Consider the following 15,383-nt stretch of genomic DNA (forward strand, 5'->3'; position numbering starts at 1 on the left):
GGCACTTGTCCGCAGAGTCCACTATAGTGTGCAGGAACGGCGCGCACATTGCCGGGCCGGCCAAGGAAAACAATGCCTGATGTCGCAGAAAACATGCTATTGAGCACCGAACTCGCCGCCGCCCTGCGCTTGCAGCGCGCCGCCTGCCTGGCCCACCCCGTGCCGACCCTGGCCGAGCGCAAACGCGACCTGCACACCTTGCAGCGCTTCATCCGCGACCACAAGGACGCGTTGTGCGAGGCGATCAGCGCCGACTACGGCAATCGTTCCCGGCACGAAACCTTGCTGGCGGAAATCTTTCCCGCCATCGACGGCATCAACCACGTCCTTAAACATTTGAAAAAATGGATGCGGCCGCAGCGCCGCGGCGTGGACTGGCGCAATTTCCCTGGCGCCCGCAACCGCGTGATGCCGCAGCCGCTGGGCGTGGTGGGCGTCATCGTGCCGTGGAATTTTCCCGTGAACCTGAGCCTGGTGCCCTTGACCTACATCTTCGCCGCCGGCAACCGCGCCATGGTCAAGATGAGCGAAAACTCGCGCCACCTGGCGCGGCTGCTGATCGACACCATGCCCGCCTACTTTCCACCGGAAAAGCTGCAGTTCTTTGACGAAACGGGCGGCGTGGGCATGGAATTTTCGCAACTGCCGTTCGACCACCTGCTATTTACGGGTTCCGGCCAGACGGGCCGCGCCGTCATGGCGGCCGCCGCGCGCAATCTGTGCCCCGTCACCCTGGAGCTGGGCGGCAAGGCGCCGGCCATCGTCTGCGCCGATTTCGACGTGCGCACGGCAGCCGAGCGCATCCTGTTCGTCAAGTTCCTGAACGCGGGGCAAATCTGCACCAGCGTCGACCACGCCTGGCTGCCCGAGGCCAGCATTCCTGCCTTCGTCGAACATGCACGCGCCATCGTGCCCACGCGCTACCCGCGGCTGGACACGCCCGACTACACCTCCATCATCGACGAGGCCGCCTTTGATCGCCTGCTGCAGGCGCTCGACGAAGCACGCGCACGGGGCGCGCAAGTGATTTCGCTGTTGCCGGGGCCCGCCTACGACCGCGCCACGCGCAAGATCGCGCCGCACATCGTGCTCGGCGCCCCTGAGGACAGCCTGCTGCTGACGCGGGAAATCTTCGGTCCCATCCTGCCGCTGCGCGGCTATGCCAGGCTTGACACCGTGATCGACAGCATCAATGCGGGACCACGGCCGCTGGCCATCTATCCATTCAGCAACAAAACAGACACGGTGCAGCTGCTGATCGACCGCGTGATGTCGGGCGGCGTGTCCGTCAACGACGCCCTGTACCACGTGGGCCAGCACGACCTGCCGTTCGGCGGCGTGGGCGAGTCCGGCATGGGCCACTACCACGGCGTCGAAGGTTTTCACACCTTCAGCAAGCTGCGGCCCGTGTTTTACCAGGCCCGCTACAGTGCGTTGAAACTGCTCTGGCCGCCGTATGGCAAGCTGGCCAGCCGCGTGCTGGCCTTCCTGACCCGCTGATTACAGGAACAGCGAGGCGGCGATGGCCCACATGACGAGGGCGATGATGCCGTCGAGCACGCGCCAAGCCATGGGCTTGGCAAACACGGGCGCCAGGTAGCGGGCGCCAAAGCCCAGCAGGAAGAACCACAGGGCCGAAGCCATGATGGCGCCGCCGGCGAAGTAGAAGCGTCCCACGCCTTCATGCTGGCCGCCGATCGAACCGAGCAGGATGACCGTGTCGAGGAAAGCGTGCGGGTTCAGCAGGCTGAACGCCAGCGCTGCGCCGATCACGGCCCAGTAGCCTTCCGGCGACTTGGCAGCCGACACCGTCAGGGCCGTTGGGCGCCAGGCGGACTTGGCGGCGCGCAAGCCGTAGGCGATCAGGAAGGTGGCGCCGCCGGCCTTGGCCCACAGCAGGAAATTGGGGTTGTCTGCAATGAAAGTGCCCATGCCGGCCACGCCGGCCGTGATCAAGATCGCATCGCACACCAGGCAGACCAGGATGCAGGTGAGCACGTAATGACGCTTCAAGCCCTGTTTCAGCAAGAAGGCATTTTGCGTGCCGATGGCAACGATCAGGCTCGCTCCGAGCCCCATGCCTTTCAAGAAGATTGCGCTGTCCATATCGATTCCTTTATTGCTTTCCATCACGCGCACGGCCGCCCACGCTCTGCCGGCAACGGCAAAGTCATCAAAGGTAGGTGGAGGGTGTAGCGGTACCAGCAGGACCGCGCGGGAGAGTGGAGTTGTTACCCTATTTCAACAGTGTAAAGAAAAAGTAAATATAAGTATAATGAATGATTCTAACCATATATAAGAGAAACTTATGCGCGTCGTCGATTACCGTGGATTGGCCGCCCTCGACGCCGTGATCGGCCTGGGCAGCTTTGAAAAGGCCGCGCAGGCGCTGGCGATCAGCCAGCCGGCCGTGTCGCAGCGCATCCGCACCCTGGAAAACCTGGAAGGCACTTTATTGATCATCCGCAGCCACCCGCCCCTGCCCACGGAAGCGGGCCAGCGCCTGATCGCCCATTACCGGCAAGTCAAGCTGCTCGAAGCGGCGCTCGACGCCCAGCCCGGCCCCACCACGCATTTGCCGGAACTGGCCATCGCCGTCAACGCCGACAGCGCCGCCACCTGGATCCCGGAAGCGCTGGGGCCGCTGCTGTCGCCGCCGTCCTGCCTGCTCGATATCCGCCTCGACGACCAGGACCACACCCTGAGCCAGTTGCGCGAAGGGCGCGTATTTGCCTGCGTCACCAGCGCCAACGACCTGGTGGCGGGCACCACGGCCACGCCGCTGGGCGGCATGCGCTACCTGTGCGTGGCCTCGCCCGCGTTCGCGCAGCAATGGTTTCCCCATGGATTTACGGTGGAAGCCGTCAGCCAGGCGCCCGCCATCACGTTCGGCAGCAAGGATGCGCTGCACGAGCGCTACCTGCAGCACCGCCTCGGCTACACGGGCCGCTATCCGCACCACGTGCTCGGTTCGGCGCGCGACTTCGTGCGCTTCATCGAAGCGGGCTATGCTTACGGCATGGTACCTTTGCTGCAGGCGGAAACGGCGCTGGCCGCCGGCAGGCTGGTCGACGTGGCGGCCGGGCAGGCGCTCGACGTGCCCCTGACCTGGCATGCCTGGGATATCCAGACCCCGCTCACGCGCACCCTGTCGGACGCCGTCATCGCCACCGCGCGCAAATGGCTGTTGCAGGATTGATAGACGCATGCCACATTTATCTATGCTATACAGCAACTTCCCCGTGTGCGCCCTGCCCTGCCTGGCCTACACTGCAAGCATCAACCCTCACCATCAGGAGCTGGCATGACGATCCTGCGCACCACCCTGCTCGGTTTGCTGGCGGCCATCCCGCTGGCTGCCGGCCTTGCCGCCTGCTCGCCCTTGATGGCCATCAATGCCTTTTCGTCCGGCAGCGCCTCGCACGTGACGCGCGGCCTGGCTTATGGCCCCCTGCCACGGCAAAAACTCGACGTCTACGCCCCCAAAATCCGCACGGGACCCGTGCCCGTGGTGGTGTTCTTTTATGGCGGCAACTGGACAACGGGCGAGCGCGCCGACTATGCCTTCGTGGGCCATGCGCTGGCGGCGCGCGGCTATCTGGCCGTGATCGCCGACTACCGGCTGTATCCGGACGTGCACTATCCCGAAATCCTGCAGGATGCGGCCCGCGCCGTGGCCTGGGCCGCGATGGAATCGAGCCGCCACGGCGGCGACCCGACGCGCCTGTTCGTCATGGGCCATAGCGCCGGCGCCTACAATGCGGCGATGGTGGCGCTCGACGCCAGCCTGCTGGCGCGCCATGGCATGCACCCGCACGACTTGCGGGGCTGGATAGGCCTGGCCGGCCCCTATGATTTCTTGCCGATCGAAAACACCACCACCCGGCCCGTTTTCTTTTACCCGGACACGCCCGCCGCGTCGCAGCCCATCCACCACGTGACGGCCGCAGCCCCGCCCGCCCTGCTGATCGCCCCCCTGCCCGGACAGGATAAACTGGTCGATCCGCGACGCAACACGGGCGGTCTGGCCAAGGCCTTGCGGACGCTTGCCAGGCCCGTGACGGAAACGTATTTCGACCACGTGGGCCACGCCACCCTGGTCGCCACGCTGGCAGCGCCCTTGCGCAGGCTGGCGCCCACCCTGGACACCGTCAGCGCCTTCATCGACGCCAACAGCGGGAGCGGGAGCGGTGACGCGGTCTTGTCCGCCGTCTCGCCGAAGACAGCCGTGCCGGCAAGCGTCACCGTGCCCACCCGCTCACCTGGCGCGGCCACGCCGGCCTCTGAACTGCACGCATACGACAAAACGCCCGCCCCGTGAAGGGCGGGCGCTCTGCCCAAACCAGGAGGCACGATGCTGCGTGCCGGCTGGCCGCAGCTCAAGGCTCGGCCCTCGCGAAGCGGCTCAGCCGCAAGCAGCCTCGTGCTTACTCTTTACGGCTGGCGCTGCTGCTCTTGCTTTGTGCGGAACCCGCTTGCGATACGCTGCCGCTGGCCGAGCCTTCGCTGCCGGCCGACTGCTGGCTGCCCTGGTGGCTGCCGCTTTGCAGGCTTTGGCCGTCACGGCTTTGCGCGCCCCGTTGCTGGTCGCGGCTGGCGCCGTTTTGCTGATAGGCCTGGAACGGTTCAGCGATGCGCTGCATGGCTTCCTGCTGCTTGCGCACGTTTTTCTCCGTTTCTTCCGACGCCGTGCGGGCCACTTCTTCGGCCAGCGCCTTGGCAGTACGGCTCGTTTCATTCACATGACGCTCTGCCACGTTGGCCAGTTCGACCTGCGTATCGGCTGCCAGGCGCGACACCTGTTGCTGGTACTTGCGCAGTTGCTCGGCGGCTGGCTGGCCCGCCGCGGCAGCCACCTGGAACACATCTTCAGCGCGCTCGACCGTCAGCAAGTTCTGGCTGGTGACTGCGGTTTCTTCCAGCAAGCCTTGCGCCAGTTGCATGTTCAGGTCGCTGAAGTGCTGCACCGACTGGAACAGCGACTTCGACAGTCCATTGAAAAAAGCCAGTTGCGCTTCCAGGTGGTTTTTGGCGGCGGGGGTAACACTACGGGAATATGGATACATGGAGTTCCTCATTAGATAGCGGTTGGGTGGACATAAACAGATGGCGACACCACCGGCTGTCGAACGGTGAAGCAGACGGCCGGGCTACGCCACGAAACGCGAAAAAACATATCCGATTGGTGGGACGATGCTTTGCAACGCGAGTCCCAAGGCTACGTGAGCACCGCAGTTGAGGGATGATCTGGATCAAAGGTGCGCTAGGCTGCGCAGAAAGTTTTGGCTGGACAGCTTGCCCTTGGCAAACGTCAGTGACGTGACGGGAAATCTGTGCCAGGCACGCTCAGCCTGGTACGACGGGCTTGTAGCCACGGCTGCGCAGCGAGGCTTCCAGCCAGCGGTTGCCATACCAGCCGCGCGCCAGCAGGTAACTGAGCTCCGCGGCGGCCATCAGCAGCATCATCGGGCCGATGCGCAGTTCGGTGGCCAGGTGGCTGCCAAACCACAGGCAGGCATCCATGGCCAGCATGAGCAGCAACAGCCACCAGCGGCGCTTGGCGACGGCCCAGAACGAGCCCAGCAAAAGGGCCGGCCAGGAAAAGCCCGCTTTCACATAGGCATAGCGGCCGGCATCGTCGGCAAACAGGGTGGCGCTGTGCTTCATGCTGCTCTCTTCAGGTAATGACCGGCGTCAAGGTTCGGGATGGTGGCAGACGGCTTCGACATTGTGACCGTCGGGGCCCAGCACGAAGGCGCCGTAGTAATTCGGGTGATAGATTTCGCGGATACCGGGGGCGCCGTTATCCTTGCCGCCCGCTGCCAGCGCGGCCTGGTAAAACGCGTCCACCTGGGCGCGGTTGTCCGCCGCGAAGGCGAGATGCATGCCTGCATGCGGCGCGCCGCCCACGCCGAACCAGAAATCGGGCTTGCCATCCTTGCCCAGGCCTACCCAGCCCTGCACTTCCATCACCACCGACACGCCCAGGGGCGCCAGGGCGGCCGAAAAGAAGGCCTTGCTGGCCTGTGCATCGCTGACATTCAAACCGATGTGATCAAGAATCATGCTGGTGCTCCCTGAAGGTAGTGGAATGGGGAATGCAGTATGCGCCAACATTGCTTTTTAGGCAAGCACAACTGCAGACCCGGCACTGCGGTTCCAGGGAGCGCCACGCGCCTCGCCTAGCGCAGGTTGCCCGTATGGCCCAGCGAATAGCGGCCCGGCTGCGGCCACACGGTCAGGCCGTGCGGCTCCTGGCCGACTTTCACTTTGGAAACGTCGCCACTGTTCGTATCGATGCGGTACACCACGTCGTCGAAACGGCCGGACAGCCACAGATATTTACCATCGGCACTCACATTGCCCATGTCGGGGCTGCCGCCGCCGGGAATCGGCCAGTTCGACACGACTTTTTCCGTGGCGAAGTCGATCACGCTGACGCTGCCCTTGCCCTTCGGCTTGCCATGGATGCGGTGCGTGCCGCGGTTGGCCACGTACAATTTCTTGCCGTCACGGCTCGGATACAGGCCGTGCGCGCCCACGCCCGTCTGGATGAAGCCGATTTCCTTCAGGGTGGCGCCATCGACGATGTGCACGCCGTCGGCGTCCATGTCGGCGATGAAGAATTTCTTGCCGTCCGGCGAGATGCGTATGTCTTGCGGCATGCCCTTCTTGACGCTGCAGATTTCATTCGCCGGGCCGCCCACGGGGCCGGACTCCGCAAAGCGCTTGGCCGGCATCTGCAATTTCAGGTAGCCGTCGACCTTGCGGCCCACCAGGTCGATCTTGGCGATGGTGCCGTCGAATTCGCAGGTGAACATGGCGTAGCGGCCGTCATTGGAAAAATCGGCATGGTTGATGCCGCCGCACTGGGGCGTGTCGATCGAATACTGCACGGCCATGGTCTTCGGATCGCGGAAATCGAGGCGGTGGCGCGCTTCGGCCACGACGATGGCCGACTTGCCGTCCGGCGTGTAATACATATTGTAGGGATCATCGACGGGCACTTCCTTGCCCGGCTTGCCCGTCAACGGGTCGATCGGCGTCAAACTGCCCTTGTCCGTGCGCTCGGCATTATTCGCCACCCACAGGGTGCGCAAGTCCCACGACGGCACCACGTGCTGCGGGCCGCTGCCCACCTTGAACTTGTCCACCACTTTCAGGCTGTCCTGGTCGATCACATACACGTCGTTCGAGCGCAAGTTGGGCACGTACACCCGACGCAAGTGATCCTTGACGACGGGGCTCATATTGCTGCTGGCAATGCTGCCATACACGTTTTTCGGGTCCACCAGCGGCGGCATGCCCGGCAGCGGCGAATAGGCGGCGGCCGGCGCTGCGGCGGCCGGGGCCGGCGTACTGGCGCCGATGACCTGGCTGGCCACGCCCAGGCCGGCCAGTGCGGCAGCCAGGGCGGACAAGGTGACGATGGTGCGTCGTTGAGATTTTTTCATGTGATTTCGCGTCGTTTCGTTGCAAAAGCCGGAAGTTCAGCACTTCCAGCGGAATTATTTAGGTCGTTGCAGCAGTTGCCTGATGGCAGCCACCGAGGTGTCCACCTGCAGCTTGATACCGATCTGACCCAGTTCAGCCGTGGCACGGGTCGCGTCGCCGCGCACGCCGTCCGCCACGCCAGGCTTGGGTCCGTGGGCCATGGCCTCGCTGCGCACCAGCGACTGGTCCGTCGCCAGCATCAGCGCCGCGTCCGCCAAACCGGCATGCAGGCCGATCTCGGCGCTGCTGTGGCCGCGCTTCTGCAGTTCGGCAATATAGGCCGATTGCGTGATGTCATAGTAATCGAGCAAGGCGTAAGCGCGCGCTTCCTTGCCGGCGGAAGCCTTGCCCCAGGCGCGGTTGAGCTTATTCGCCACGTTCTGCTCGTTCTTTTGATAGCCGCCATGGTCGCCGAGAAAAATGATGTCGCGGAAACCATGCTGGCGCAGGCTGGCGGCCGCCCCTTCCAGCACGGCTTCGAAGGCGGCTGGCGGTATCGAGATCGTGCCGGCAAAGCGCATGTGGCCGGCCGGCGGAGCAATACTGCCTTCCGGCACGTAGGAAACGACGGGCGCGACGATGGTATTGCCCAGCTTTTGCGCAATCTGCCGCGCCAGCAGCCCGGCGCGCACATTGTGCTTGCCCAGCGCGATGTACGGCCCGCTCTGCTCGACGCCGCCAATCGGCACCAGCACGGTGGTGGCGCCATGGTCGATACGGCTGCGCAACTCCGTGCTGGTCAGTTCTTCCAGCATGACGCTGCCGCTGGCTGGCGTGGCCGCCATGACGGGCGCCGTGAGCAGCAGGCATGAAAACGTCAGGACGAACAGGGAAACGAGGGGCTTGCGTGAAAGGCGGAGCGTGGATGGCGCGCAAGGCGCCGTTCGCTGGGGGAACTGCAGAGTCATAAGCCAACATCTTTCCGAGGTCAAAGCGTGGTGCCGTGCCCGGCCTTGCCAGGCAAGCTGGCTGCCACGCAAGAATTGTATTCCATCATGACGGGAACGGCACGTTAATTTGCTGCAGTGCTTTGCAAGGAATTGACGAGGGGAAACTATCTATCAGGCTGTAGTCGCGTCCGCCCTGCCCGGCTCGCCATCATGGAGCGTTTCGTTGCGCTTCTCGGCATAGGCCTTCAGCGAAAGCATCGTTTTGGGAAGCCCGTCCCTGACTTGCCTGGCAACGCCTGGGCCGAACAGAAAGGCAAGCGCTCCCGTAAACCACACGCGGTGAACGACTTCCGATCCGCCATTGACGGCGGCAACCGTGTGTTCGAAGTGGATGCGGAACAGGGGGATGTGGCCCTCGACGGTGAACGAGCGGCCGGCAGTGCGCTCCGTGACCAGCAGCGGAATGCCCATCCCCTTGCTGGGAACGATCCTGCCATGCGTCCCCACCGCGAACGGCCCATTGAGCCGGGCTTGCTTTGTGTCCGGATCCCACAGGTGCCATCGGTCGACCTCGCTCCAAATCTGGTCGACGACCGTGGGCGGGACAGCAATGTGAATGCTTTCTTTGATTTGCATCAATTGGGAATCTCCCTATCATTGTGGTGAAAGTAACTGGGTCTGCTATCCGGCGCCGCGCAGTGTCTGCATATTTGCCTGCGGCATAGCATTCATCACGCAATATCGCCATGCCATTGCGCCAATTCAAAGATACTCCGCCAGCAGGAACAAATGCCGCAGCTTTTTCTTTGCCTCGACAAAAAATATATCTGCTGGAATTGCAGGATACACTGTTTTTTTATCATGCCAATAGAATTAGATTCTGGTTATACTGGTCGCAGATAAAGCCGGGCCATGATGACAGCCTTGTTTGGTGCCAGGATCAAGCGATGCACCGGATTCGACCGCGCTGCTCGCCATAACCACGAGCATATGAAACTTTGAGAAATGATGAACACAGCACATTGGCGGGTTCAGGAACTACAGCATCACTCAGCGGATATCGCCTGGCTGAATGCCGAGGATGCCCGCCGCGCCTATGAGATAGCAGGCCTTCACGACTCGAGGACGCATCTCGGCCTGAACGTTAACACCGTTGATTCGATCGAGCGGCTCGCATCCGGAGAGGATGCGGCCATCGCAAGCAAGTGGTTACGTGCCCGTGTGCTAGGAAACCAGCAGCTCATCGTCGTGTTTGGAGAAGACGAATGTTTCTTGTGCAGCAGTGTGTTCCTGGTCGAGAATTGGTCGGATATTTTTGTCCCTTCACGTGACGACGCAATGGTTTATTCGAAGGACACGCCGCTTATCCTGTTTTACTGCCACGAGAATGAATTCGAAGTGGGACAGCGAATTATCTTTGATTAACAACCGAGTCAGGCCAAGAGCAGCCTCTAAAAATTGAATACGAAAAACACATGGAACCAAAAGCTGCCACCACCTTATTAATGTTTCTGACACCGTTTGTTGCATGGGCCTTCCATGGCCTGGGAGAAGTGCTAAACAAGCACTTGGGAAGAAACGCTGTAAACGGCGCCTCTGTCTACAACTGGCTATCGCTAGCCATTGCCGCTCTGCCAGCATTGGCAAATAACCCTCAGGCCTTTGGAAGGCTTTTAGCGGCGTTTTCCATATCCTGGATTGTGGGTGTGTCGCTCTCAAAAAAACATAAACGAAGCCACTTGGCGAATGCTGTGAAGACAACTGATGCTTAGAACTATGCCGCCTTCGGGTGATTCAGTCAGTAACCGGCCAGAAGCGGACCTTGAAAAACAGAAGCAGACTAACGCCTTTTTTTAAATTTTACCTGGAGCGTAGATGACCGATTCTTGGGACCCAGATATTGCAGCGTTAAGTCTCACCGATGTCGAGAAAAACGGCTTGCAAGTTTTCCGCAATTACACCTCCGCTTTCGCAAAGAGCGCAGCTGAGCGATTCGTCAGTGAATCTAATAGGACTGACTACGACAGTTCAAAGCTCAACGGGATACTTAGCCTAATTGTCGTTGAGGACGTTAGATTCCTCCCAGTAATTGCATGCTCATTCTCCGACGAACAGCTTGAAGGAATGTTCAAAAGAGAAATCCCTAGCGGAGTTCCCGGCGGTCGATCTTCCATGCTTTCTGGGTATGGTAGTTTGTCGCGGTTTTCTCAACGGATACAGGTCGCATATGCGTTCAATTGGATGGGAACTGACATTCTTGAAGAACTCGACAGGCTTCGAAAAATCCGCAATGACACGTCTCACTCCTGGGACATAAATTCTGTTCGCGGCAAGTTGGACCTGCTCATTGATGGCCGCATGACGAAAATAGAAGAGCAATTGGGCGATGGTATCAGGCTGCCCGAACGGTTCTGGGAGCGTCTGCCGAAAGAAGCTATTTTTAGGATTCGCCTAATCTGGATACTCGGTCGATGCTTTTATGAGTCGCATTTATATGCTGCGGCAATAAAGCTCCGCCTTAATCCGCAATTGGCACTGTATGGGGAAGAAAAGACCAACTTACTAGTTTGTGTCGCTGCTAAGTGTTTAGAAGCAACTAAGGAAGTTATTTCAGCAACGCAATCCAACACTGCGCCCAACCCGGCCACGCCGACAAGTTGCGCACCCGTTTAGCTGGAAGATTGAGTCAACTGCCCAGCGATCCCCACGGTCTGCTTCGGGGCGAAAGCAGACTCACACTCGTAAAAGGCAAGCATACTCCCAGACTGCCACGGAACCAGGCGGCGCCCTGCCCCTTGCCATCCCAACATCAACATTCCCCCATGGAACAGCACCGTCACCAAAGAAAAACCCCGGCGTACCGGGGTAATTTCCAAGCTTAAGCGCGGGCGCTGCGGCCAGGCAGCGCCAGGCGCCGGCTGGCTGAGGCGGAAGCCGGGGCCGGCAAGCCGCCCGCCACTTTCAACGGTTTTGCCTGGGCGTCGCCGCGCAGGCGGAACACGGCCACCACGTCGACCAGCTCGACGGCGCGGTCTTGCAGCGAGGATGCGGCCGCTGCCGCCTCTTCCACCAGGGCCGCGTTCTGCTGGGTGACCTGGTCCATTTGCGAAATGGCCTGGTTCACTTGCTCGATGCCGGCGCTTTGCTCGTGGCTGGCGTTGGCGATGTCGCCCATGATGTCCGTCACGCGGCGGATGCTGGCGACGATTTCTTCCATCGTCGCACCCGCCTGGTCGACCAGCGCGCTGCCCGTGTTGACCTTGTCGACGGAATCCTCGATCAAGCCCTTGATTTCCTTGGCGGCAGCCGCCGAGCGCTGCGCCAGGTTGCGCACTTCCGTGGCCACCACGGCGAAGCCGCGGCCTTGTTCGCCCGCGCGGGCCGCTTCGACGGCCGCATTCAACGCCAAAATGTTGGTTTGGAAGGCAATGCCGTCGATCACGCCGATAATGTCGGCGATCTTCTTCGCCGATTCGTTGATCGAGCCCATCGTGCCCACCACTTGCGCCACCACGGCGCCACCCTTGCGGGCCACGTCCGAAGCGGACACGGCCAGCGAGTTCGCCTGGCGCGCATTGTCCGTATTCTGGCGCACGGCCGAGGTCAACTCTTCCAGGCTGGACGCAGTTTCTTCCAGGGAAGACGCCTGCTGCTCCGTGCGTACGGACAAGTCCGCGTTGCCGGCGGAAATCTGCGCGGCCGCCACGCTGACCGTATCGGCCGAGGTACGCACGGTGGCGATCACGCCGACGATGCGCTCGAGGAATTTGTTGAAGGCGGTGGCTGTGCGGCCCACTTCATCCATGCGCTCGACGGGCATGGCGGCGGACAGGTCCAGCGAAGCGCTGACACGCTCCAGCGTGTGTTCGATATCGCCCAGGCCGCCGCTGATGGTGCGGTAGATATGCCAGGCCAGCGCGCCCGTCAGCAGCACGGCCACGCCCAGCACGGCCAGCATGGTGTTGAACGCCGTATCGTAGGCGGCCAGGCTTTCCGCTTTCACGTCATCGACCAGCTTGTTGTTGTAGGCGATATGGTCATCCATGCTTTTCTTGGCGGCCGCGGCCGTGATGGCCAGCGGCGTGCCGGCCAGCAAGGTGGCGCGCACGCCATCCATGTCGCCCGCGTAGGCGGCGGCAAAGAATGGCACCAGCGCGCGGCGGTAGGCTTCCATGGCGGCCTGGTCGGCATCGAGCATCTTGCTGTCCGTCGCATCGTACAGGCGCTCGGCGCGGTAGGTGGTGATGACCTTGTCGAAATTCGTGTTGGCATCGGCCACGGCCTTGTCCAGCGCCGTCTTGTCGGCCAAATTCGAGAACACGGACAGGCGGTAGCCGGCCAGGCGCGAATCGGCCAGGAAACCCTTGGCCGCATTCAAGCCCTGGATGCTGGGGATGATGCGGTTTTGCACCGTGTCAAAACGCTCCTGGGCGCGCTGCAGCTGGATGGCGCCGCCGGCGCCCAGCAATAGCAGGGCCAGCAAGGCGATGGTGAGAGTCAGAATTAATTGCTTGGTGATATTCATGGTGTTTCACAGTAAAAAGAGTGGCCTGGCAAGGCCAGGCAGGATAAATAGCTGCCGATCAGGTGGCCGGGGATCGGTGGCTAGGCCGCCAGCGGGGAAGCGTCAGGCGTGCGGCGCAGCAAGTCGCCATGCTGGCGGCAAAACGCCAGGCCCGCCTTGTGGCCCACGTCGAACAGCAGTTGCATGTTCGAACTGGACCAGTCCAGGGTATCGGGCCAGTGCTGCTCCGGGATGCCGCCCATCAGGTCGAGCTTGAGCAAGCGCCGCTTGGGCTGGCCCGTGCGCGCGTCCGTGTTGTGCTCGAGTTCGAACAGGCGCAGCTCGCTCTTGGAAATCTTCACCAGCGGCGTGATGATGGAACGCACCCAGGCGTCGTACAGGTTGCGCGGCTTGCGCAGCAGGCGCTCGTCACCGAGGATATCGAGGATGACCAGGGTGTCGGCGTCAGCATGTTCCCCCTTGCCTTCGATAAACGGGTCGAAATTGAGCGTGTCGAGCGCCGCGCCTTCGATGTAATCGTCGCCCGCGATGGTCGTGGGCGCATACAGAAACGGGAACGACAACGCGGCGCGCACGTGGATGGGTTCGATTTCGTGCTTGCCCCAGATTTGCATGCGATGTTCGCTGAGGTTGTAGGCATTGATGTAGAAATCGGGACGCATGCGGGCCACGCCCGAGAAATCCACGGCCTTTTCCAGGAAGGGCAAGTGCGCGCACAGGCCCAGGCTTTTCGCCGACAGGTCCGACGGCGACAGCGACGACACCATCAGCTTGCCCCAGTCCGACCAGGCCGTGGGCACGCCCGCAAACGTTTGCTGGAACGCCTGAAAAAAAGGATTGTTGGCCGGCGGCTGGAAGGCGTCGCGGAAAGTGCTCGCGTGCATGCCCGGCTTCTGGAACACCTTGTAGTTGATCGGGATCATCTTGTAGATGCTGTCGGCCACGCCCGTGTCGGCCCAGCTTTGCAAGGCCTGGCGCGGCGTTGCCTCGTGCGGCGTCGTGTAAAGCAAGCCCATCAACACACCGGCGCCCGAGGCTGAAATGACGTCGAACTCGATGCCTTCGTCGAGGAAAGCGGCCAGGGCGCCGGCGATCAAGGTGGAATTTGGTGCGCCGCCACCAAGCAGCAGACCCGTTTTACGGGCCGGTTTCGCTGGCGCGGCTGGCGCCAGATCCGGCGGTGTCGTAGTGACTGTCTTCATGCACACTCCCTGAACGGAACGGGGTTACCATCCCTTAATTGTTGGTTACTACACGCTTATGGCGCCTAATCCTGCACATGTTCCCGCAAGCGACCAGCCGATGCAATGTTGCAGAAACAGATATGAAATTAACATAAATAAATTCCTTATGGCAATTTCCATAACGAATGACGGGTATTCAGGAAGGGTATAAGTTGATGCCGTGCGGCATTGCCTGATGCGGTGCAGCAAATATAAATTCAGCGGCGTTAGGAATAATCTCTTTGGGGTAGGAATATTCCCCAAGCGGCCGCCGGCGCGGCGGCCAGGGGCATCACGGGAAGGATGCAGGGTCGGCAGGGGGCGCGGAAAAATGCAGGTGGGTACACAAATGGTCAACAAAGACGCGAATTTTGGGCGACAGGTGGCGGCTCGATGGCCACAGCACCCAGAACTTGCTCGAGTGCAGCAGGTAGCCGGCCAGCACGGCTTGCAATTCGCCGCGCGCGATGGCGTCGCGCACGATAAAGTCAGGCAGGTAAGCGAGACCCACGCCCTGCGTGGCGGCGCCGATCAAGGCTTCGATATTGTTGCAGGTCAAGGCGGTCGGTAAGCGCAACTCGTCGCCGCTGTCGCCGCCGGCCCGCTGCAGCGCCCATTCCTGCAGTTTTCCCGTGGTGGGGAATTTATAGCGCACGCAAGCGTGCCCTTCCAGTGCGCGCGGCGTGGCCGGCACGCCGTGGCGGGCGAAATACGCGGGCGAGCCCACGATGGCGAAGGCAAACGGCCCCAGCTCGCGCGCCATCAGCCGCGAATCCGTCAAGGTGCCGCTGCGCACGGCCACGTCGACGCCTTCGGCCACCACGTCGACGAGGCGGTCGTTGAAATCGAGGTCGAGTTCGATCTCCGGATACCGGCGCGTAAAGTCGGCCAGCAGGGGCAGGATGATGCGGTAGCCGATCACGGGCAGGCTGACCTTGAGCTTGCCGCGCGGCGCCTCGGCCAGGTGCGACAGTTCCGCCTCGGCATCGCCGAGGTCGGCCAGGATGCGCTGGCAGCGCTCGTAAAACAGCGCCCCCTCGTTGCTAAGGCTGATGCGCCGCGTGCTGCGGTTGAGCAGGCGCACGCCCAGCTTTTCTTCCAGCCGCGCCACGCTCTTGCCCACGGCCGAGGCCGACACCCCGAGCAGCCGCCCGGCCGCCACATAACTGGACGTTTCCGCCGCGCGCACGAAGGCGGCAATGCCGTTCAGATTATCCATGTCATCTCGCCATGTTGATTGGGGAATATTTG

16 protein-coding genes are annotated in these 15,383 nt (G+C 61.9%); 6 read left to right on the forward strand and 10 right to left on the reverse strand.

All coding sequences use genetic code 11. The features are described from left to right. Positions 1-72 precede the first annotated feature (72 nt). Positions 73-1,500 carry a coniferyl aldehyde dehydrogenase gene (locus CLU94_RS03240; protein ID WP_099664583.1) on the forward strand — a complete coding sequence of 476 codons (1,428 nt, stop codon included), beginning with the start codon at positions 73-75 and terminating at the stop codon, positions 1,498-1,500. Here CLU94_RS03240 and CLU94_RS03245 read toward each other — a convergent pair whose 3' ends face one another. After that, positions 1,501-2,106 carry a LysE/ArgO family amino acid transporter gene (locus CLU94_RS03245; protein WP_034785705.1) on the reverse strand — a complete coding sequence of 202 codons (606 nt, stop codon included), beginning with the start codon at positions 2,104-2,106 and terminating at the stop codon, positions 1,501-1,503. Between the two features lie 202 nt (positions 2,107-2,308). Here CLU94_RS03245 and CLU94_RS03250 point away from each other — a divergent pair, with 202 nt between their 5' ends. Beyond that, positions 2,309-3,199: a LysR family transcriptional regulator ArgP gene (locus CLU94_RS03250; protein WP_034785706.1), complete on the forward strand. Its 891-nt coding sequence runs from the start codon at positions 2,309-2,311 to the stop codon at positions 3,197-3,199. A gap of 105 nt (positions 3,200-3,304) precedes the next feature. Continuing rightward, positions 3,305-4,321: an alpha/beta hydrolase gene (locus CLU94_RS03255; protein WP_099664584.1), complete on the forward strand. Its 1,017-nt coding sequence runs from the start codon at positions 3,305-3,307 to the stop codon at positions 4,319-4,321. Between the two features lie 106 nt (positions 4,322-4,427). On the opposite strand, the gene CLU94_RS03260 is transcribed toward CLU94_RS03255, so the two are convergent. The 6 genes from CLU94_RS03260 to CLU94_RS03285 form a co-directional block, all read right to left on the reverse strand. Continuing rightward, entirely contained in the window at positions 4,428-5,066 is a 639-nt protein-coding gene (locus CLU94_RS03260) for a phasin family protein (protein ID WP_099664585.1), read from the reverse strand. Positions 5,067-5,346: 280 nt separating this feature from the next. Further along, on the reverse strand, positions 5,347-5,667 hold the full coding sequence (locus CLU94_RS03265; protein WP_099664586.1) for a hypothetical protein: 321 nt from the start codon (positions 5,665-5,667) through the stop codon (positions 5,347-5,349). A gap of 27 nt (positions 5,668-5,694) precedes the next feature. Continuing rightward, entirely contained in the window at positions 5,695-6,066 is a 372-nt protein-coding gene (locus tag CLU94_RS03270) for a VOC family protein (RefSeq protein ID WP_099664587.1), read from the reverse strand. A 116-nt stretch (positions 6,067-6,182) separates the two neighbouring features. Then, the gene (locus CLU94_RS03275; RefSeq protein WP_099664588.1) at positions 6,183-7,454 is read right to left on the reverse strand and encodes a YVTN family beta-propeller repeat protein; all 1,272 of its coding nucleotides are present in this window, start codon (positions 7,452-7,454) and stop codon (positions 6,183-6,185) included. 54 nt (positions 7,455-7,508) lie between these two features. Continuing rightward, positions 7,509-8,279, reverse strand: a complete 771-nt coding sequence (locus tag CLU94_RS03280) for a creatininase family protein (protein ID WP_099664589.1) — start codon at positions 8,277-8,279, stop codon at positions 7,509-7,511. A gap of 276 nt (positions 8,280-8,555) precedes the next feature. Continuing rightward, positions 8,556-9,020 (reverse strand): SRPBCC family protein, encoded by a 465-nt coding sequence (locus tag CLU94_RS03285; protein WP_099664590.1) that lies wholly within the window; start codon positions 9,018-9,020, stop codon positions 8,556-8,558. A 369-nt stretch (positions 9,021-9,389) separates the two neighbouring features. On the opposite strand from CLU94_RS03285, the gene CLU94_RS03290 reads away from it, so the two are divergent. The 3 genes from CLU94_RS03290 (at position 9,390) to CLU94_RS27905 (ending at position 11,057) form a co-directional block, all read left to right on the forward strand. Further along, on the forward strand, positions 9,390-9,809 hold the full coding sequence (locus CLU94_RS03290) for a hypothetical protein (protein WP_099664591.1): 420 nt from the start codon (positions 9,390-9,392) through the stop codon (positions 9,807-9,809). Between the two features lie 50 nt (positions 9,810-9,859). After that, on the forward strand, positions 9,860-10,156 hold the full coding sequence (locus CLU94_RS27900) for a hypothetical protein (RefSeq protein WP_143451332.1): 297 nt from the start codon (positions 9,860-9,862) through the stop codon (positions 10,154-10,156). Between the two features lie 103 nt (positions 10,157-10,259). After that, complete coding sequence (locus CLU94_RS27905; RefSeq protein WP_143451333.1) at positions 10,260-11,057, forward strand: hypothetical protein; 798 nt, start codon at positions 10,260-10,262, stop codon at positions 11,055-11,057. A 205-nt stretch (positions 11,058-11,262) separates the two neighbouring features. Here CLU94_RS27905 and CLU94_RS03295 read toward each other — a convergent pair whose 3' ends face one another. The 3 genes from CLU94_RS03295 to CLU94_RS03305 form a co-directional block, all read right to left on the reverse strand. After that, positions 11,263-12,909, reverse strand: coding sequence for a methyl-accepting chemotaxis protein (locus CLU94_RS03295; protein ID WP_099664592.1), 1,647 nt, complete (start codon positions 12,907-12,909; stop codon positions 11,263-11,265). A gap of 80 nt (positions 12,910-12,989) precedes the next feature. Next, on the reverse strand, positions 12,990-14,111 hold the full coding sequence (locus CLU94_RS03300; RefSeq protein ID WP_099664593.1) for a patatin-like phospholipase family protein: 1,122 nt from the start codon (positions 14,109-14,111) through the stop codon (positions 12,990-12,992). Between the two features lie 313 nt (positions 14,112-14,424). Beyond that, on the reverse strand, positions 14,425-15,351 hold the full coding sequence (locus CLU94_RS03305) for a LysR family transcriptional regulator (RefSeq protein WP_099664594.1): 927 nt from the start codon (positions 15,349-15,351) through the stop codon (positions 14,425-14,427). Between the last annotated feature and the right edge of the window lie 32 nt (positions 15,352-15,383).

Origin of the sequence: Janthinobacterium sp. 13, from assembly GCF_002749695.1 — a bacterium.
GTDB lineage: Bacteria > Pseudomonadota > Gammaproteobacteria > Burkholderiales > Burkholderiaceae_D > Janthinobacterium > Janthinobacterium kumbetense.